Source organism: Clostridium senegalense JC122, from assembly GCF_000285575.1.
GTDB classification, from domain to species: Bacteria; Bacillota; Clostridia; order Clostridiales; family Clostridiaceae; genus Clostridium_J; species Clostridium_J senegalense.
Genome location: NZ_HE611051.1, coordinates 605042 through 625207 on the forward strand (window position 1 = coordinate 605042; position 20166 = coordinate 625207).

22 protein-coding genes are annotated in these 20166 nt (G+C 27.5%); 2 read left to right on the forward strand and 20 right to left on the reverse strand.

From position 1 onward, the window contains the following. Positions 1 to 317: 317 nt before the first annotated feature. The 7 genes from CSGHG_RS11030 to cdaA form a co-directional block, all read right to left on the reverse strand. Positions 318 to 986 carry a nucleotide-binding protein gene (locus CSGHG_RS11030; RefSeq protein WP_010295056.1) on the reverse strand — a complete coding sequence of 223 codons (669 nt, stop codon included), beginning with the start codon at positions 984 to 986 and terminating at the stop codon, positions 318 to 320. A gap of 48 nt (positions 987 to 1034) precedes the next feature. Beyond that, on the reverse strand, positions 1035 to 2105 hold the full coding sequence (gene buk / locus CSGHG_RS11035; RefSeq protein ID WP_010295059.1) for a butyrate kinase: 1071 nt from the start codon (positions 2103 to 2105) through the stop codon (positions 1035 to 1037). 38 nt (positions 2106 to 2143) lie between these two features. Continuing rightward, complete coding sequence (gene ptb / locus CSGHG_RS11040; protein WP_010295062.1) at positions 2144 to 3049, reverse strand: phosphate butyryltransferase; 906 nt, start codon at positions 3047 to 3049, stop codon at positions 2144 to 2146. A 105-nt stretch (positions 3050 to 3154) separates the two neighbouring features. Next, positions 3155 to 4249, reverse strand: a complete 1095-nt coding sequence (gene buk, locus CSGHG_RS11045) for a butyrate kinase (RefSeq protein WP_010295065.1) — start codon at positions 4247 to 4249, stop codon at positions 3155 to 3157. A 303-nt stretch (positions 4250 to 4552) separates the two neighbouring features. After that, complete coding sequence (locus CSGHG_RS11050) at positions 4553 to 6157, reverse strand: NAD(P)/FAD-dependent oxidoreductase (RefSeq protein WP_010295067.1); 1605 nt, start codon at positions 6155 to 6157, stop codon at positions 4553 to 4555. After that, positions 6138 to 7385, reverse strand: coding sequence for a CdaR family protein (locus CSGHG_RS11055; RefSeq protein ID WP_010295069.1), 1248 nt, complete (start codon positions 7383 to 7385; stop codon positions 6138 to 6140). Before CSGHG_RS11055 ends, CSGHG_RS11050 begins: the two co-directional genes overlap by 20 nt. Continuing rightward, positions 7355 to 8203 (reverse strand): diadenylate cyclase CdaA, encoded by an 849-nt coding sequence (cdaA, locus tag CSGHG_RS11060; protein WP_010295070.1) that lies wholly within the window; start codon positions 8201 to 8203, stop codon positions 7355 to 7357. Before cdaA ends, CSGHG_RS11055 begins: the two co-directional genes overlap by 31 nt. A 483-nt stretch (positions 8204 to 8686) precedes the next feature. On the opposite strand from cdaA, the gene CSGHG_RS11065 reads away from it, so the two are divergent. Then, positions 8687 to 9673: a hypothetical protein gene (locus CSGHG_RS11065; RefSeq protein WP_026022323.1), complete on the forward strand. Its 987-nt coding sequence runs from the start codon at positions 8687 to 8689 to the stop codon at positions 9671 to 9673. A gap of 84 nt (positions 9674 to 9757) precedes the next feature. Continuing rightward, positions 9758 to 9922, forward strand: coding sequence for a hypothetical protein (locus tag CSGHG_RS23245; RefSeq protein WP_155844759.1), 165 nt, complete (start codon positions 9758 to 9760; stop codon positions 9920 to 9922). A 128-nt stretch (positions 9923 to 10050) separates the two neighbouring features. On the opposite strand, the gene trxA is transcribed toward CSGHG_RS23245, so the two are convergent. The 13 genes from trxA to CSGHG_RS11135 form a co-directional block, all read right to left on the reverse strand. After that, positions 10051 to 10362 carry a thioredoxin gene (gene trxA / locus CSGHG_RS11075; protein ID WP_010295073.1) on the reverse strand — a complete coding sequence of 104 codons (312 nt, stop codon included), beginning with the start codon at positions 10360 to 10362 and terminating at the stop codon, positions 10051 to 10053. A gap of 115 nt (positions 10363 to 10477) precedes the next feature. Continuing rightward, on the reverse strand, positions 10478 to 11767 hold the full coding sequence (locus CSGHG_RS11080; RefSeq protein ID WP_010295077.1) for a tol-pal system YbgF family protein: 1290 nt from the start codon (positions 11765 to 11767) through the stop codon (positions 10478 to 10480). A gap of 33 nt (positions 11768 to 11800) precedes the next feature. Then, the gene (locus CSGHG_RS11085) at positions 11801 to 12382 is read right to left on the reverse strand and encodes a hypothetical protein (protein WP_010295079.1); all 582 of its coding nucleotides are present in this window, start codon (positions 12380 to 12382) and stop codon (positions 11801 to 11803) included. 11 nt (positions 12383 to 12393) lie between these two features. Next, on the reverse strand, positions 12394 to 13209 hold the full coding sequence (locus CSGHG_RS21985; RefSeq protein WP_010295081.1) for a sigma-70 family RNA polymerase sigma factor: 816 nt from the start codon (positions 13207 to 13209) through the stop codon (positions 12394 to 12396). 124 nt (positions 13210 to 13333) lie between these two features. Then, positions 13334 to 14215 carry a triphosphoribosyl-dephospho-CoA synthase CitG gene (gene citG, locus CSGHG_RS11095; RefSeq protein ID WP_010295082.1) on the reverse strand — a complete coding sequence of 294 codons (882 nt, stop codon included), beginning with the start codon at positions 14213 to 14215 and terminating at the stop codon, positions 13334 to 13336. A gap of 1 nt (position 14216) precedes the next feature. Further along, entirely contained in the window at positions 14217 to 14732 is a 516-nt protein-coding gene (citX, locus tag CSGHG_RS11100) for a citrate lyase holo-[acyl-carrier protein] synthase (protein WP_010295084.1), read from the reverse strand. A gap of 245 nt (positions 14733 to 14977) precedes the next feature. Beyond that, on the reverse strand, positions 14978 to 15427 hold the full coding sequence (locus CSGHG_RS11105; protein WP_010295087.1) for an MOSC domain-containing protein: 450 nt from the start codon (positions 15425 to 15427) through the stop codon (positions 14978 to 14980). A gap of 33 nt (positions 15428 to 15460) precedes the next feature. Continuing rightward, positions 15461 to 15934: a cyclic pyranopterin monophosphate synthase MoaC gene (gene moaC / locus CSGHG_RS11110; RefSeq protein ID WP_275934978.1), complete on the reverse strand. Its 474-nt coding sequence runs from the start codon at positions 15932 to 15934 to the stop codon at positions 15461 to 15463. After that, a complete protein-coding gene (gene moaA, locus CSGHG_RS11115) occupies positions 15931 to 16887 on the reverse strand; it encodes a GTP 3',8-cyclase MoaA (RefSeq protein WP_010295093.1) in 957 nt (318 codons plus the stop codon). The genes moaC and moaA overlap by 4 nt, the downstream gene beginning before the upstream one ends. Beyond that, positions 16880 to 17542, reverse strand: a complete 663-nt coding sequence (locus CSGHG_RS11120) for a molybdenum cofactor guanylyltransferase (protein WP_010295095.1) — start codon at positions 17540 to 17542, stop codon at positions 16880 to 16882. The genes moaA and CSGHG_RS11120 overlap by 8 nt, the downstream gene beginning before the upstream one ends. 19 nt (positions 17543 to 17561) lie before the next feature. Continuing rightward, the gene (locus CSGHG_RS11125; protein ID WP_010295097.1) at positions 17562 to 18050 is read right to left on the reverse strand and encodes a MogA/MoaB family molybdenum cofactor biosynthesis protein; all 489 of its coding nucleotides are present in this window, start codon (positions 18048 to 18050) and stop codon (positions 17562 to 17564) included. Between the two features lie 142 nt (positions 18051 to 18192). Further along, positions 18193 to 18765 (reverse strand): 4Fe-4S dicluster domain-containing protein, encoded by a 573-nt coding sequence (locus CSGHG_RS11130; protein WP_010295098.1) that lies wholly within the window; start codon positions 18763 to 18765, stop codon positions 18193 to 18195. Continuing rightward, positions 18765 to 20147, reverse strand: a complete 1383-nt coding sequence (locus CSGHG_RS11135) for a [FeFe] hydrogenase, group A (protein WP_010295100.1) — start codon at positions 20145 to 20147, stop codon at positions 18765 to 18767. The genes CSGHG_RS11130 and CSGHG_RS11135 overlap by 1 nt, the downstream gene beginning before the upstream one ends. Between the last annotated feature and the right edge of the window lie 19 nt (positions 20148 to 20166).

The following is a 20166-nucleotide window of genomic DNA, read 5'->3' on the forward strand; positions in this document are numbered from 1 at the left end:
TTAACTCTTCAAATAACACTTAATCCCAAATCATGCTTGTACTTTTATTGTAACTCTATTTTGAATACGTTGTCAATTCAGTTTATTAATAATATTCTAACAATTCGTTAAATTCTATTTTATAATTTTTTTGTATTTAGAACTTTCATTATATTTTTACTCTAAGCACCCTAGAAATACTAATAATATTTTAGTTGACTAGGTCTATATTAACCTTATGCATGGAAACTTTATATAATTACTTATATAAAAAATTAATCATATTTCCTATAATAAATTAAATATTATAGGAAATATGATTTTACTTTACTTTTCTTTTATTTTCTCCAAGGTGGTAGCATGTATATCTTTATAGGAAATAATTCAGCACTAACGCTATTTTTCACTTCATCAGCCATATCAGCTGTGCAAACTGTATATTGATGTGGTATGTTAATTTCCTTTGATAAATTTGCAACATACTTATCACCCTTTAAAATATGCTCTTTAGTTGTTTCATAAGATAAGTTTGTATTAGACACTAAATGTGTAATATTTAATCTTGATGCTTTTTGTATAGAATCTATATATTCTTTAACACCTTTATCATCACATGTAAGTGGTCTGTTATTATTTATGACAAAGTACATATCATAAGGTTCTTCTTTGAAAAATTTATTATATTGGCCAAGCCCTACAGCTCCTGCATCATCTCCACCAACATCAAAAACAACCTCATAACTCTTATCATTAAAAACAGCCATGACTTCAGCTGGAACAACCATTAACTCAGCATTTACATACTCAGGATTAGATGATATTACTCTTATGTTATAATTTTCTTCTAAATCCTTTTTTAAGTCTCTTACACAGAAATAAGGATTTACAATATCTAAATCAACTATAGCAACTTTTTTACCCTTTTTAGCTAAATCAATTGCATAATTTATTGCTATCTCAGTTTTTCCACTACCAAAATGACCTGTAAAAACCCTAATTCTACTCATATTATCACCTTTTCTCTTTAGATACTAACTATCTAAAAATTATTTAGCTTATTTATATTCCTTAGCTGTTTCTTCGCCATTTAATACTCTTAGTCCACCTTCTGCTAATGCTAATAATTCATCTTCTCCTGGGTAAACAACTACTTGAGAAATAAATTCTACTCTCTCTTTAATATAACTTACCATAGCTTTTGAATAAGCTATACCACCTGTAAGTATAATAGCATCAACTTTTCCTTTTAATACTGCAGCACATACGCCTATTTCTTTAGCTGTTTGATATCCCATAGCATTAAATATTAATTTAGATTTTTCATCTCCAGCAGCAGCATCATCATCTACTTTTTTAGCATCATTAGTATTTAAATATGCTACTATTCCACCTTTACCTGTTATTTTCTTATTTATTTCATCTTTAGTGTATTTACCACTAAAACACATGTTTACTAAATCTCCTATTGGTACTCCACCACTTCTTTCTGGTGAAAATGGTCCATCGCCATGTAATGCATTATTTACATCGATAACTCTTCCATGGTTGTGTGCTCCAACAGAAACTCCACCACCCATATGTGCTATTATTAAATTTAGATCTTCATAGTTTTTGCCAGTTTCTTTAGCAAATCTTCTTGCTACTGCCTTTTGATTTAGTGCATGAAATATACTTTTTCTTTCTATTTCTGGGATTCCTGATATTCTTGCAACATCAGATAATTCATCAACAACAACTGGATCAATTATGAATGATCTTATGTTTAAGTCATTTGCAATTTCACGCGCAATAATTCCACCTAAGTTAGATGCGTGTTGTCCTTGAACTCCAACTTTTAAATCTTCTATCATGGAATCATTTATTTCATAAGTTCCACCTTCTATTGGTTTTAAAAGTCCACCTCTACCAACTACTGCGTTTAATTCTTTAATATCAAATTTCTTTTCTTTTAATACATTAAGAATAACTTCTTTTCTAAAATTAAACTGATCATATATATTTTTATATTTTCCTATTTCCTCTGAAGTGTGTCTTAATGTCTCTACTAATACAGGTTTTGTATCTTCATAAACCCCTATTTTTGTTGAAGTTGAACCTGGATTAATTATAAGTAACTTAAATGCCATAACTTTTTTCCCTCCTAAAATTGTAACGTGATTAAACCCTATTTATTATGAGCAACTAACGCTGCTAGTGCTATTGAATTCATTTTTGTCTCTGGTGAATCTGCTCTTGAAGTAACTATAACCGGTGCAGCTGCCCCTGCTAATAATCCTCCATTTTTAGATTCAGTTGTGTATGTTAAACATTTGTACATTGCATTACCTGCTTCTATATTTGCCATTAAAAGTATATCCGCATGACCTGCAACTGGTCCTGAAACACCTTTATGTTTTGCTGCTTCTTCTGATAAAGCATTATCTAACGCTAATGGTCCATCAACTATACAACCTTTAATTTGTCCCCTATTGTTCATAGCTGTTAAAGCTGCTGCATCTAAAGTTGCTGGCATTGCCTCATTTACAACTTCTACTGCACATATTGGTGCTACTTTTGGTGTTTCTATACCAATTGCTTTTGCAACCTTAACTGCATTATTTATAATGTCTACTTTTTCTTTTAGTTCAGGATACATATTAAATGCTGCATCTGTTAAGAATATCATCCTGTCATATCCAGGTATTTCAAAAACAGCTATATGAGACATTTGTTTTCCTGCTCTTAATCCCACTTCCTTGTTTAATACAGCTCTTAAAAATGATGCTGTATCAATTAATCCTTTCATCATCATGTCAGCTTTTCCACTTGAAACTAGCTCAACTGCTTTTAATGCTGCTTTTTTTGCATTTTTTTCATCTACTATTTCAAATTCATTCATGTCCATTCCAATTTTTTCACCAATTGAAATTATTTTTTCTTTGTCTCCCACCAAAACTGCGTCTGCTATTTTATTATTTTTAGCATCCCTTATAGCCTCTAAAACTGGCTCATCTTGAGCCACAGCTACTGCTACCTTTTTCATCGGTTGTGCTTTAACTTTTTCAATAATTTGTTTAAATGAATTTGCCATTTATTTATCCTCCCCATGATTTTATATATATAAAGATAAATAAAACTATAAAAATTTTAAATTTGTGATTTATACCATTTTATTTATCAATATTACAAATTTATATTATTTTAAAGTCAAAATCTCTTGTTCATATATTTTGCTCTTTTCTTCACCATTTAAAATTCTTAATGCTCCTTGTGCAAGTGCAAGCATTTCATCTTCCCCTGGTACTAAAACTATGTCTGCTATAAATTCAACTTGCTCTTTAATCCAATCCATAAGTCTTTTATTATGAGCTAGTCCACCTGTAATTATTATATTATCCACTTTTCCTTTAATCACAGTTGACATTGCACCTATTTCCTTTGCTATTTGATATGCCATAGCTTTTAAAATAAGTTCCGCTTTTTTATCCCCTTTGTCTATCATTGAATCTACAATTCTTCCATCATTAGTTCCAAGATACGCAACAAGCCCACCTTGTCCACTTATTAGTTTTGCTAATTCTTTATGAGTGTATTTACCACTAAAGGCCATTTCTACAGTGTCACGCACTGGTAATGATCCACTTCTTTCTGGTGAAAATGGACCTTCATGATTAGCATTATTACAATCAAGTAATTTTCCATCTTTAAATGGTGAAATAGATATTCCTCCACCTAAATGAGCAATAACAAAGTTTGACTTATAAAAATCTAAACCTTTATCAGCACAAACTCTTCTCGCAACTGCTTTCATGTTTAAAGCATGTACTAAAGAGCGTCTTGGTATTTCTGGCATACCTGATATTCTAGCCTCATCACATATTTCATCTACTGCAACTGGATCTACTATATAAGCTTTTATATTTACTTTTTTTGCTATTTCATTTGATATTATTCCACCTAAATTAGATGCATGTTGTCCTTGTATTCCTATTTTTAAATCTTCAATCATTTTTGCCGAAACTTCATATGTTCCACCTGGCATTGATCTTAGAAGGCCACCCCTTCCAACAACAGCTGCTAATTCGTTTAACTTTACCCCTTTTTCATCTAACCATTGAAGTATAACCTTTACTCTCATGTCCTTTTGGGCATATATTGTTTCAAATTTGTTAATTTCCTTAATATCATGACTTAAACTCGTTGATACTATGCAATCATTTTCTTTAAATATAGCTAATTTTGTTGATGTAGAACCTGGATTGATAACTAAAACATAAGATTTTTTTGCCATAATTAATACCCCCAATTTATTTGAAATTTTTACATTAATTTAATTTAGTATGTTAATATTAAAACAAACTAATCTAAATATTAAAATTAATTTAATTATATAAAAATTTCTGAATCTTAATTGCATTTTTTTATCATATATTAAACTTTTATATTTATATATTTAAATTTTAATGCAATTTTATATATCTAAATCCAACTAGAATACGTATCTAGTTGGATTATAATACACTTTTTTGCCTTGTTTAATTTTCCCCTAATAATATTTTAACAAATTAGTTACATAAATATCAATAAAAATAATCTAATAATTAGGTATATTATATTTTTTAATTACATTTTCTGCAACTTTCAGCCCATCTATTGCTGCAGATATAATTCCACCTGCATATCCTGCACCTTCTCCTGCAGGGTATAAACCTTTTGTTGATATACTAACATCTTCTTCATTTCTACTTATTCTAACTGGTGATGAAGTTCTAGTTTCTACTCCAGTGAATATAGCTCCACCTTCTGCAAATCCACGTATTCTTCTATTAAATACTGGCATAGATTCTTTTATTGAATCTACAACATATTTAGGTATACAGTTTTTAAGTTCGCTAAATTCTACTCCTGGAGCATACGTTGGAGTTACTCCTTTTAATTTAGTGGATTTTCTATCATTTAAAAAGTCTTCAACTAGCTGTACAGGGGCATTATAGTTTTTACCACCTACTTCATAGGCTAATCTTTCATATTTTCTTTGAAATTCTATTCCAGCAATAGGAGAATCACTTCCAAAATCATCTGGTCCAACAGAAACAACTATAGCTGAATTGGCATTCACATTATCTCTTTTATAGTTGCTCATACCATTTACTACAACTGTATTTTCTTCTGATGCTGCTGCAACTACATGACCACCTGGACACATACAAAAACTATATACTCCCCTGCCTGTTGATTTAGATGTATTTGTTAATTTATACTCTGCAGCTTTTAATCTTGGATGATTTTTATATTTTCCATATTGATTTTCATTTATTAAATCTTGAGGATGCTCAACTCTAAATCCTATCGCAAAAGGCTTAGACATCATAAAAATTCCTCTTTTAAATAACATTTCATATGTATCTCTTGCACTATGTCCTATTGCTAAAATTAATACTTCACAAGGTATCTTTTCACCATTTACAATTATTTCTTTAACATTATTATCTTTAATAATAATATCCTCAAGTTTAGATTTAAATCTAACTTCTCCACCTAACTTTATTATCTCTTTACGTATTGTTTTTACTACATTTTTTAAAATATCTGTTCCTATATGAGGTTTAGCCATATATAAGATTTCCTCTGGAGCTCCAGCTTTAACAAGTTCCTCTAAAACATATGCACCCCTATAATCTTTTGTTCTAGTAGTTAGTTTTCCATCAGAGAAAGTGCCTGCTCCCCCTTCTCCAAATTGAACATTAGACTGAACATTAATCTTTCCGTTTTTCCAAAAATTATTAACAGCTAATGTTCTAGCATCAACGTCTTCTCCACGTTCTATTATAATTGGCTTGTATCCTTTTTGAGCCATAATAAGACCAGCAAAAAGTCCTGCTGGCCCCATACCTACAATAATTGGTCTAGTATTTAATTTTTCTGACCCAAATTCTATTTCAGCATTATATTTAACATTTTCTATTGTTACATCCTTATCATTAGCCTTTTTTGCTACTTTTTCTAAATTATCACAAGTAATCTCTACTGCATAATTAAATTTTATATTGTCTTTTTTTCTAGCATCAATAGATTCTTTACATATTCTAAAATCCCTTATATCTTTTTCACTTAATTTTAGTTTTTTAGCTGCTTTTGTTTTTAACGTATTTATATCTTCTTCTATACTTAAAGATAAATTATTCACCTTTATCCACATTTTCTTTGTCTTCCTCCGAATTTTTCTTTATAGTTACTTTTACACTCTCTAAACTTTGAGATACCTTTCTTAAATTATCAGGTATACCTAATATATTTATAGGCAAAGTGTGTTCTCCTTCTGCAAGTCCAGACAAATCTATATTTGCACTTATTTTACTTGCATCTAAACTATTTATATCTGCTTCACTTCCAGATAAAACTAATTGCACTGTATCTTGTCCTAATGTTATTGTAGATTTTTCTGGTGGATTTGTATAATTTATAGGTACATTAACATTCTTTTGTAATGTTTTATTTACTACAACATTGATTTTAACATTTACTGTATCTGTTGATAGTTTTAAATTATCAGGAATCTGTAATTTTACTTGTAATGTTGTACTTTCAGATATTTGACTTAAATCTATTGGAGATGTATAAATCACCCCTACATCTGCAAGTTGATTACCATCTCCAGATATTTCAACATTTTTAGGTTCTACTTCTACACTTTGCAATGACCCATTATTTACAGCACCAGTAACCTTTGCTTCTACTGGTACTATCTTACCTTTACTTATGGGTATTTTTACATTTGCATTAGTTTCTGAAAGTGTAACTTCTTTTACCACATTTCCATTTGCATCCACAGCATATAATTCTGCTGACTTATTTACATCACTTTCTATAGATGCTGCATCTACATTAGCAACAACACCTGTAACTTTATCAACAAATTGTTTTGCACCATAAACATTAACAGTTTTAGGTTCTACTGTAGCTTCTCCAGCATGTATACCTGCTGGCAAATCACCTAATATATTAGGTGTTATCGGTAATTCTTTTTCTTCTAAATTATCTATTTGAATCTTAATCCAAAGATTTTCACTGTTTACAATACTTATATTGTTTGGAGCTTCTTTTATTTCAACTGGAATTGTATTTTCTCCAGCTTTCAAAGCATACTTACTCAAATCTGCAACTATTTTAAAATCTTTTGTTTTATTTATTTGATATACAGATGTAGCCGCACCCTTCACAGTTAGACTGATATTAAATTCTTGATTTGGCAAAAGTACTAATTTGTTTTCCTCAAGCACTTCTATATTAGTCATTTCTACTGGTACATATCTTATTACATGATTAGTTAATGGATTTTGTATATTTCTTATATATAACCATAGTACAAAGGAGGCAATTACACAACAAACTCTAATTAAAACGTCTTGTCTTTTCGCTTTATCCATCTTTTAACCCTCTCTTTAAATGTTTCCTTATTCTTATTCCTACTTTTCATAATTTTAACGAGAATAGTTTTTAACTTTTCTCCATCATAATGTCTAAGTAGCCTTCCATTAACCGCTAAAGAAATAACACCTGTTTCCTCTGATACTATTATAGTTAAACAATCTGTTAGTTCTGTAACACCTATACCAGCTCTATGTCTAGTTCCTAATTGCTTATTAAGCTTATCATTACTAGTAAGTGGCAAAAAACATCCTGCTGCTTCTATTCTGTCATTTTTTATTACTGTTGCACCATCATGTAATGGTGTATTTACCACAAATATATTTTGTAGTAATGCAGAGGATACAACAGCATCTATTTTTGTTCCTGTTTTTATTATGTCTCCAAGACCTGTTTTTTGTTCAATTAAAATAAGTGCTCCGGTTTTATCCTTTGCAAGGGCTTCAACAGCATCAACTATTTCATTTACAACATTATTCATAACTTCTTCGTCTTCATATATTATTTTATCCACAAAAGACGTTCTTCCTAAATGTTCTAATGCCTTTCTTACTTCTGGTTGGAATATAATAACAATAGTAATAACTCCTATTGTTATAGTGTTACTCAATATCCAACTTAACATAGTTAAATTGAAAAATTCACTAATAGGGATTAATAAAAATATTAGTAACACACCTTTTAAAAGTTGTTCTGCTCTAGTTTCTTTTATAAGAATATACCCTTTATAAAAAATTATGGATACAACTAGAACATCAATAGCCGAAGATATACTAAATCCTTTTAGGCTATTCATAAATAAATTAAAACCCTCCATTTGCTGCCTCACCTCTCTATTTTACCTTTTTCTTTTATTAAAATTATATGAAATAATCTTGTATTACATAATCAAAAACTAAATATTTATTTGACAAAAAAATATTTATATATACATATAATTATACACTAATACCTTTATTTATAATACATTATCCAATTTATTTTTTATAAATTCTTATTATATCCCCCTATAATTTTTTTAAAATTTATTAACAATTTAGTAATAAGATTTTCCCTTTAAATTTCTATAATTTAATATTGTTTATAATGATTTTATTAATTAATTGTAAATTTTATTACTACTGAAATTTTATTATTATCTAATGAATATTTTACGTTACAAATTAATATATGTTTATTAGCAATAAAATAAATTTTAAGTGCTTTATATTTAAAATGCACCTAATTCTCAATTTTTAATACAATTTTCTTAAATAAATTTTAAATTTAATTTTATTTATAGTAACAGGAGGATTTTTAAATGAACATAATTATATCAGACAAGAAAAATAAACTTCTTATTTATTTATTAGTCATAGTTGGTTCAATATCTTTATTTTGTTTAAGCTTTAATATATTTAAAGAAAAGTCACTACCAACTTCTTCTTCTTCTTCACATTCCATATCTGATATTCTTGAAGATGTACAAGCTATAAACAATAAGTGTACTTCCTTTTGCAAAAATGGTGAGTTAGACTGTGATATAGCTCTAAAAAATATATCAAATATAAAAACTAACTTATCTAAATTAAAAAATAATTTATCATCTTCTAACGAAAAACAAAAATCTTTAATGAATGCACTAGATAATAATATACTTATTTATGATCAAATGTATTCAATGTTAAAAAATTCTAAAGCTAATGATATTGAAGTATCTTCAAAAAATCTAAGAACATATCATAATACTGCTAATAATATATATTCCGAATTAGGTAATAATAATGTATTGAAAGATACTTTTTATGCAATAGAAAGTACTATAAATTACTGTTTTGAAAATACTGTTAAGGATAAAGAAAAGGATATAAAAAATGATCAAGCCGCTCTATTCGTTTCATCTTTAGATACAATAATATCTTCTTTCGAAAAATCTATGGAAGATTTAAATTCTCTTACTAAGGATGCTAGGAATAATAAAATAACCTATGAACTAGCTATATCTAAAGTTGACGATAAAATTAAATCTCTAGAAAGTTTTAATTCAGAGTTAAAAAAACTATCTATACCTAACAAAGGAACTATTTCTTATGAGAAATTAATTTCATCTTTTAATGAATATGATAATTATCTAGCAAGTTTTAAATATGCATTATCTATGGAAAAAATGTACTCAGATAACAAAGAATATTCTAAGGAATTTTTTGATTCTCTTTATTCAACTTCAAAAGATTATTTAAATAGCTTTCAAAGTTATTATGACAAATTTAAAAATTCCTATTTCCAGTATAAATCTGATGTTTTATAGATGAAAATAATAATATTTAAAGTTTTATGTATTATTTTTTATATTAAGGTAAAACTACTCTTATATTAAAGAGGTGATTATATAATGAAAAATTTAGTTTTAAAATTTTTAATTTTATCCTTTTTAACTAGTTTTGGATCTATTTCATTCGTTAATTCTGATTTATATGAAGAAACCCTTATAAAATTTAATGGTAAATCAACAGAAGTTTTTACGACCACTAATGAATTTGACTATAATGAAATGTAATTAGTATATTGCTATTAAAATATAAAAAACCCAATTTTAAGTTGGGTTCTTTGCTTTAGTCATATGAAAATAAATAATAGACCAAAAATTCAAAAGAATATTTGGTCTATTATTTATTTAATTATGCTTTATATATGCTTTTCTATTATTGCTTTTAAATCTTCTTTATCTTTATATCCTATAGATGTATCTACTACTTCACCATTTTTTATTATTTTTATAGTTGGTATACTCATAACTTTAAATTGTCTTGCCAATGAAGAATTATCCTCTACATTTACCTTTGCAAATACAGCATCTGGCATCTCATGTGAAAGTTGTTTTATAACTGGAGCTAATCTTTGACATGGGCCACACCAAGTTGCCCAAAAATCAACTACTATTGGTTTTTCACTATTCATTATTTCTGAACTAAAATTTTCTTCCTTTAATTCTATCATAAAAATACCTCCAACATTATATTGTAAAACTTAAGCATAAAACAAATAAAATATATCCATATAATAATTTGTAAACAACTTAATATTTTAACTTAACTTAAAATATATTTTTTTGTTATTTGTTGATTATTTCTTTTATTTTAGAATTATTATATTGTGATTCCGAATAATTATCAGACATATCACTAGCATATTGCTTAGCCTTATTTAAATCTATATCTTTATTTAAAATAGCTAGTTTATAAATTACTCCTTCTATATAACTTCCATCTTTATATTTGTTATTATATTCTTCATACCACTTTAATGCATTGGCTATGTCACTTTGACTTTCATAACTTACAGCCATCATATAAATTATATGTTCATTTAAATATATTCCATCACTATATTTATACACTTTATTTAATGTATTGATACTACTTTTATAATCTTTTTTGCTCATATATTCTAATGCTTTTTTATAATAAATTTCAACTGCTTCTGAATTAATCAGTTCCATTCCTTTTATGTATAATGTCTTATCATTAACATTAAGTTCATCTACCTTAAATTCATTTAAATCTTTTATAATTGTTTCATAATCTTTATTAGATAATGCTGTATTAAACTCATTAAATGGAAATACTTTCTTTTCTTCCACTTTTTCTTTACTGTTGTCTTCTACTATTTTCTCATCTATTTTTTCATCTTTCTTATTTTCTATATCATTTTTTTCACTTTTAACATCTTCTTCACTTTTTTTCTTTTGATTTTTACTATTCACTTCATTTATTAATGCCACATTGCTATTACTCCTAAATGCAAAGTAATATGTTCCACTTGTAATAAGTAAAAACATTCCTACTATAGCCAATATAGTTATTATCTTTTTCTGCCTTAATCTATCTTTGTGTTTTATAGCTCCTATATCTTGTAATGATTTAATTATTTCATAAGAAAACTTATTGCTATTATCAAAATTTAATACCTGTTTAACATGATAATAAGCAGTATCATATTCACCTAACCTTACATAGCAAAGAGCTATATTATTGTATAAATTAATAAAATTAAAATGTGAATTTTTTAGACTTTCAAATATGCTTAATGCCTCTTTCACCTTAATTTCCTTCAAAAGTCGTTGTCCTTCTCTAAATTTTTCAAGTCTATCTCTATCATTCCTGCTATCATTTAAATATTTCCTTGATATTTCATCACTATTTACTTTAAAATTTATTTTCCATTGATTTCTTCCACTTTCCAAGTCGCCCTTTAAATAATATATAAGTCCTTTTAAGTTCAATGAAGCAGAATTTCCTCTATCTTCCTTTAAACTTTTGTTACAGTAATCAATGGCCTTTGACAGATTCCCCATATCATAATTTTTTATAGCTTTGGTATAATATCTTTTGCTTTTTTCCATATAAATCACCGCCCTAATTTCTCAATCCCCAATTTAAAATTTTATAGTTTCAACTTTCTCTAAATAATTTTTCATTTTTTCATCTAAATACTCTTTTATAGTAATCTCTATGTGATTTTCTTTAACTTTTACCTCTTCTATCTCTTTAAGTGCATTATCTGCTTCATAAATAACTTCTTCATTAAAATTATCGGTGTTTAATTTAATAACCTTTTTACCTAAAATCATATTATTTTTATCTATACCAGTTGTTACTAATAAATCCTCATTATTATACCACTGAGCATTAATCATAACTTTACTATCCTCATTTTTTAATAAATCCAATTTATTTATATCACTTGAATTATAGTCCCTAATTAATAAAACGTATCTTTCTTGAAATTCTTCAATCAATGCAAACTCTTTAGTTTTTTCTTTATTATAAAACCATCTTATATCATCGTCATATGTTTTTACCTTTATATTCTTAAAAAATTTATTTTTATTTTCAATTGAATAATTGCTTGGCTCAACTGATTTTGTTTTTAAATCTTTATCTTGAAAACTATTAATACTAATATTTTTAAATGCAATAAATACAATTAATAAACAAGCTGCTGATAAAGCCAACATCTTATTTTTATTTAAAAATGCTTTCTTTTTTTAGTATATTTATTTTTATCTATAGATCCCATTACATTGTTTTTAATTCTTTCTAAATTTATTTCATCTAAAGAACATATATTTTCAAATTCTTCCTCTAGTAATAGTTCTTCCTTATATATTTTTTTGCATTTTTCACAAGTTGAGATATGGTTTTTTACTATTATTTCTTCTTTTTCATCTAATAAACCACTTATATACAATGAAATTTTTTCTTTATCTAAATTACAATTCATATCTCTCAACTCCTTCTCCACTTTTATATTTTTTAAAATTTTCTCTTGCTTTATAAAATCTTTTTTTACTGTAGATTCTGGCATATCTATTTCTTTTCCAATTTCACTAAAAGTCTTTTTATATTTGTATTTTAAGTAAATAATTTGTCTATCCATATCTTTTAAATTATTTATATAATCTAGTAATATTTCTCTTGTTTCTTTATATTCTATAAATTCTTCTGGTGATATATTTACAGACTCTAACTCCTTTACAGAATCTATACTTTGTTCCTTTATTAATTTGTTTTTTCTAATATAGTCTATAGTTTTATTTTTAGCGATTTTAAGTATCCATGTAGAAAACTTGTATTTACTATCATATAAGTATAATTTATTATAAACTGTTATAAACACCTCTTGAGTTATATCCTCAGAAAGATGCTGCTCCTTTAACATACTATATATAAATTGAAAAACAATATTTCCATACTTCTCAACAATAACCTCAAAATCTTTTGCATTTCCATCAAGCACACTATTGACTAAGTTAATATCACTTAAAACATCAACTGTGGTCATAAACTTACCTCTTTCTATATAAATTTAAGCTGGAGATTGTATCCTATATAAATTAGTTATAGACTAAAAATATAATTATTAAAAATTCTACATTTTTAGTCTATAACCTAAATAAATTAATATATTATTTTAAAATTGAATTATTTTTGTACATGTTTTTTTCAACTAAATAAAAGAATAAAGTTACAGCTAAAAGATCTGCACATCCTCCAGGACTAACTCTATTTTTTAAAAATTCTTCCTCTAATTCTTTTATTTTTTCTTTTCCTTCTTTTGTTTTCATTCCACCTAACTTTATAATTTCTTCTGCCTTTTTATGTGAAATCCCTAACATTTCTATAGAATGTCTATGTATTATATTACAGTCATCTAAATATATCATTATAGCAATAAGTACATGTACTAGTCTATCATTTAAAGTTAAATCTTTTTCTTTTTTTAAAATATCTAATGCATAATCAAAAACTAATGGTAGACCTTTTTCCACTTGCCCTCTTATACCTTCTATTCCATAATCCACATACAATTGTTCTCCATATGTAAGTTTTTTATTTTTATCTATATTCTTAAGTTCTCTTTCTACTATGCCTTCTGTCATATCTTTAATTATATTTTTTATATCAACAAAGGAAATATTATCATGTAATGCCTTTGCTGTAGCACTTATAGATACACCTAATAAAAATATCATACCTTTATGAGTATTGATTCCATCAGTACTTTCAAACATTGCTCTTTCAGCATCTATTCCTACTTTTCTTATTGCTTTAAAAATTTCTTTTGGACTTTTTTCGCTAAATCCTTCATTAGCAAATAAAATCATATATTTATGTAATGCAGAACAACTTTGTATAAATGTGTAATAATCCATATCATTGTGAGAACCTGTTGAAATTGGTGAAACTAATCCTGGTGATGGATAACAACTAGCTTCACTTAACATAGCTTCATTTGCTAACGCGCCTAACTTAAAGGATATTTCTTTTATCTCATAATTCTTATTCATTTTACTTCTCCATATATCTTTTCACTGCTTTTATTATAAATTCTTCTACTTCTTCTACTGTATGATTCTTACTTCTAATACATTCATGTGCATAGTTTCCACATAAATAACATGTTCTTTTATCAAAACCTAAACTTTGTCTACTAATAGATGAAATATTACCTTCATATACATCTAAATCTAAAAATCTACCTAATAAATGGGTATTTTCTATTTCAATGGTTCTTCTTTTCGCTGTATTTCCATCTAATTTTAATGTTAATACTATGTAAGGACCTTCAGCTGAACTTTTTTCTATAATATGTTCTATTCTGTCATTAAAAACCTTTATAAGTTCCTCTCGCCCTTTTTCTATAATATAATCACTTATGTAATTTTCTTTATTATTCCCTGGATAATTAACTCTTGCTACTACAATAGTATTTTTATAATTTTCTATAAGAGTTTCAATAAGATTAACCCTTTCTTCTCTTGCATCTAAAATCGCATTAGCTTTTAAAATTTCTTCTTTATTCATATTATTTGGAGAATTTAACTTTAAATTTCTTCTCCATTTCTCAACTCCTCCCTAACTTTTGAAAAATATAATGCCTTATTCAAATCATATATTTAATTTTAAACATCAATATATCATGTTTCTTTACAATTATACAATAATAATTCCTATGATAAACTAATAATAATTTAAAATATAATAAAACAAGAAAGAAATTTATTAAACCTCTCTCTTGCTAAACCTATATATGATTCAAATCTAAAGTTTTATTCTATTACTTCTATAGTGTCTCCAGCTTTTACTTTTCCACCTTTTATCACTTTAGTGAAAATACCTTCTTTAGGCATTATACATTTTCCCACTGCTTGTTTAATAGCACATCCACTATGACACTCTTTTCCTATTTGAGTAACTTCTTGAATAGTTTCTCCAATTTTAAGCAAAGTTCCTACTGGAAGTGTATAAAGTACAATTCCCTCTGTTGTTATGTTTTCTGCGAACTTTCCTGGAACTAATCCTTCCACTCCTAAATTAGTCATTTTATCTATACTTTCTTGGGCTAATAAACTTACTTGTCTATGCCACTTTCCACCATGAGCATCCTCTTTTAGCCCGAAATCTTCTTCAAAAACTCCAATCTCTATAGGCTGCTTTATTATACCTTTTTTATCACTTATATTTATTGATATTACCTTTCCAGTAACATTATTTTTCATAATATTCCTCCTAAATATCTCTATATGTATATATTATTTTCTTTCGTAATTTCCACTCTTACCACCAGTTTTTTTTATAAGTTTTATCTCACCTATAATCATGTCTTTATCTACTGCTTTACACATATCGTATATAGTAAGTGCTGTAACAGATACTGCTGTTAGTGCTTCCATTTCAACTCCTGTTTTCCCATAAGTAGATACTGTAGCTTCTATTTCTATCTCTGTATCTAATACATTAAATTTTATATCTGCACCAGTTAAAAATATATTATGACACATAGGAATTAAATCTGATGTTTTTTTAGCGCCCATTATTCCACCTATTTGAGCAACAGATAAAACATCACCTTTTTTTATTAATCCATTTTTTATTATGTTTATTGTTTCTTTATTCATTTTTATAGAGCCCACAGCTGTAGCTATTCTTTTTGTGTCATCTTTTCCACCTACATTTACCATATGAGCTCTTCCATTTTCATTAAAATGCGTAAATTCCATTTTTATCCTCCTATAGCTACCATATTTCTATTTATGTACTCACCATCTTCTAAGTTATGTCTTTGTGGTTTTTTATTTATAGCATTAATAATTATTTGTTTTACATCTTCACCATTTCTTAAAGGGTTTTTTAAATCAATTTCCTCATCAGAATGAAGACAAAGTTTTAATTTACCATCACAGGTAAGTCTAATTCTATTACAATCTTTACAAAAATTACATGATATAGAACTTATAAGACCTACTTTACCTTTAGCATTAGGTAATTTGTAGTATTTCGCTGGTGATGATATATCTTCACTTTTATCTTCCTCTAACCCCTTAACTTTGCTTAATATTGTTTCATTAGATATAAATTTACCTAAAGACCAATTTTTGCACTGACCTATTGGCATAAGTTCAATAAATCTAACATGTACATCTTCATCAATAGTTAAATTTACAAAATCTTTAATTTCATCATCATTAAAGCCTTTCACTAAGACCACATTGAATTTTATAGGAGAAATCCCCATTTGTTTTGCTTTCTCTATACCATTTAAAACTTTTTGTAGCTCTCCACCTCTTGTTATATACTTATATTTATCCTCATTAAAAGTATCTAAACTTATATTTAATCTATTTACCCCGAAAGCTTTTAACTCTTCTATGAAATCTTCTAATAATGTTCCATTTGTCGTTATAGAAAAATCTTTTATCTTTTCAATACTTCCTATGTTTTTTATCAACTTTAGAACATTTTTTCTTACTAGAGGTTCCCCTCCAGTTATTCTTACTTTTGTTACTCCTAATTCAACAAATATCTTTGTTATTTCTTCTATTTCTTCTAGTGTTAAAATTTCTTTATTATCTATTTTATTTATTCCTTGCTCCGGTATACAATACTTACATCTTAAATTACATAAATCCGTTACAGATATTCTTAAATAATTTATATTACGACCAAATGAATCAATCATCAAACTCTCCCTTCCTGAGTTTTTTTAAATTCTCAGTATAAGTTTCTAATTCTTTTTGTGTATTTAAGTTTATAAACATATTTAAACTATCATTATAATATTTTGCATCTTTTTCATCTATATAAACTGCATTAACATTATCAATAAGATAAGATATTGCTAACTTTTTTTCTAAAACTTGTTTTTCTATAACATCTATAACTTTTTTAGAATAAAATCCATTAAAAGGCTCGATTTTTCCATTCTTACTTTTAGTTATACATGCATCTAATTCTAACTTTTCTATTTTACTTTTCATAAATTTTATATAATCTAAATTTATGTTAGGCATATCACAGGCAATAAAATATGTATATTTGCTATTACTATTTTTAAGCCCTACATGTATACCACCTAAAGGCCCACAATCTTTTATTTCATCACTAATAATTTTATAATCCTTTTCAACATATTGTTCTGTCTTATTAGTAACAACTATAATTTCTTCAAATTCATTTTTTAACTTTTTAACTAATGAATCTATTAATCTATTATTATTTATTTCCAAAAACTGTTTGTCAAACCCCATTCTAGAGCTTTTTCCACCAGCAAGTATTATAGCTGTATTTGCTATATTTATGTAATTATTATCTTTATTTTTTAATTTTGAATTCATATCTTTCACCGCTTAACAATTATCTAGCACATTCACTTGCCTTACCAGTGAGAATTTCTAATCCATGATGTAATGATTTTATTATGTACTCTAATGATTCTCTAACTGCTTTAGGGCTTCCTGGAAGATTTATAATTAAAGTTTTATGTCTTATTCCACTAACTGCTCTAGATAACATTGCTCTTTTAGTAATAGTCATGCTATATGCTCTAATAGCCTCTGATATTCCAGGAGCAAGTCTATCTACAACCTCTAATGTTGCTTCTGGTGTAACATCTCTCTCACTAAATCCTGTACCACCGGTTGTAAGTATTAAATCCACATTAAGGTTATCACTACATTCTATAAGTTCATTCGAAATCATATTTTTATCATCTGGAAGTACTATGTATTTTTCTACAGTGTATCCTACACTTTCCACTATCTCTTTTATAACTTTTCCACTATCATCAATTCTTTTATTTTCATATCCTTTATCACTACAGGTTATAATGGCAACTTTAAACATATTTCTCCTCCTTGTAAATTAGACTTAAATACGAGCTTGTTTCCATATAAATTATTCTTAGGAAAATTTAACACTAAAATTTATGACACTGCTAATTTTAATAATTAAAAATAGCAGTGTACATCTTTTTCAATATGTTTTCTTATTTAACTACATTCATAAGTTCAAGAGCAACTTGACTTCTTTTAGCTTCAACAGATTTTTCTATTTCTTTTGCTTCTATAATTCTTAATGCTTTTGTTGGGCATACTTCAACACAAGCAGGACCGCCTTCTCTTCCTATGCAAAGATCACACTTGTTAGCTATCATTTTTTCTTTAAATTCTACATTTTTATCGTCACTAACTTTTAATCCATTTTGTAAAACTTTTTCCCCTTTTTTATATTCTTCAACTATATCTATAGCTCCGAATGGACATGCTATAACGCAAGTCTTACAACCTATACAAGTACTTTTATCTATAAATATAACACCATCTTTATTTGTTATTGATCCATTAGGACATACATTTGCACATGGTGCATCTTCACAGTGTCTGCATTGAATTGGTGCACTTACATTTGCAGTTTTTATAACAGTTAAACGAGGGTTAAAATCTACATCATTGCTTTCTTGAGTAAATATGTTCTCTTGTGAATGTGCAACTACGCAAGCAACCTCACAAGTTCTACATCCTATACATTTATTAGGATCTGCTACTACAAAAGTATTCATTATTTCTTCTCCCTTCTCATACCATATTTAGTGTGTAAAAGTTCATGTGATTTATGGCCTAACGGCTTTTCTAAAAATTCATCATATATCTTTTTAATATCAGGATTCTCATGAGATTTTCTTATTTTCAATGCTGAATCATGATTATATAGTGATTCTTTTCTCTTTTTATATGCAACTTGTCTATATTCTTCTAAAAGTAGTTTAGGTTGTCCACCACCACTTACGCATCCATCTGGACAAGTCATTACTTCTACGAAATGATAATCACATTTTCCTAGCTTAACATCTTCCATAACTTTAGAAACATGTTTAAGACCTGAAACTACAGCTACTTTTAATTCTAATCCATCAACATCAACTGTAGCTGTTCTTATTCCTTCTGATCCTCTTATAAAATTAAGCTCTAGCTTTGGAATGCTTTTTTTGCTTATAAGTTCATAGCCAGTTCTTATAGCAGCTTCCATAACTCCACCAGTAGCTCCAAATATGTTTCCAGCTCCACTATAAGTTCCTAATGGAGTATCAAATGTATCTTCTTCTAAATTAGCAAAATCAATACCACTCTCTTTTATTAAATGAGCTAATTCTCTAGTAGTTATAACGCAATCTACATCTCTATATCCACTACTGTTCATTTCTTCTCTATCGCATTCGAACTGCTTACATGTACAAGGCATTACAGCTACACTATATATTTTACTTGGTTCTACTTTATCAATTTTTGCACCATACGTTTTAAATAAAACTCCTGCCATTTGTTGTGGAGATTTACAACTTGATAAATGATTTAAAAGTTCTGGATATGTATCTTCTGCAAATTTTACCCATGCTGGACAACAAGATGTGAACATCGGAAGATTCTTTCCTGTTGTAACTCTTTCTATTAGCTCACTACCTTCTTCCATTATAGTTAAATCTGCAGCAAAATTAGTGTCATATACTCTATCAAAATTTAATACTTTAAGTGCCTTAGCTAATTTACCTGGAGTTAATGCTCCAAACTCCATTCCAAATTCTTCTGCTAATGCTACTCTAACTGCTGGAGCACATTGAACAATTTTATAAAGATTTTTATCTTTTAATTTTTCTTTTACCTCAATAACTTGTCCTAAGCTATATGCTGCAAAAATAGGTTCAGTAACTGTATCAAGCATTTTTCTTTCTTTTAGCTTTTCTTCTTTACTTGCTATTTCTTCTTGAAACTCAGACGCATATACACTACAAGTCTGTATACATTGTCCACATAAAACACATTTATCTGTATTTATGCTTTGTGGTTCTCCAGAAATTCCTTCTATAGCATTTACAGGACATATTTCAGCGCAACGTCTACATCCTGTACAAAGCTCTTTATCTATGTTAATTAAGCTTATATTCATCAATCGATCCTCCACTCTT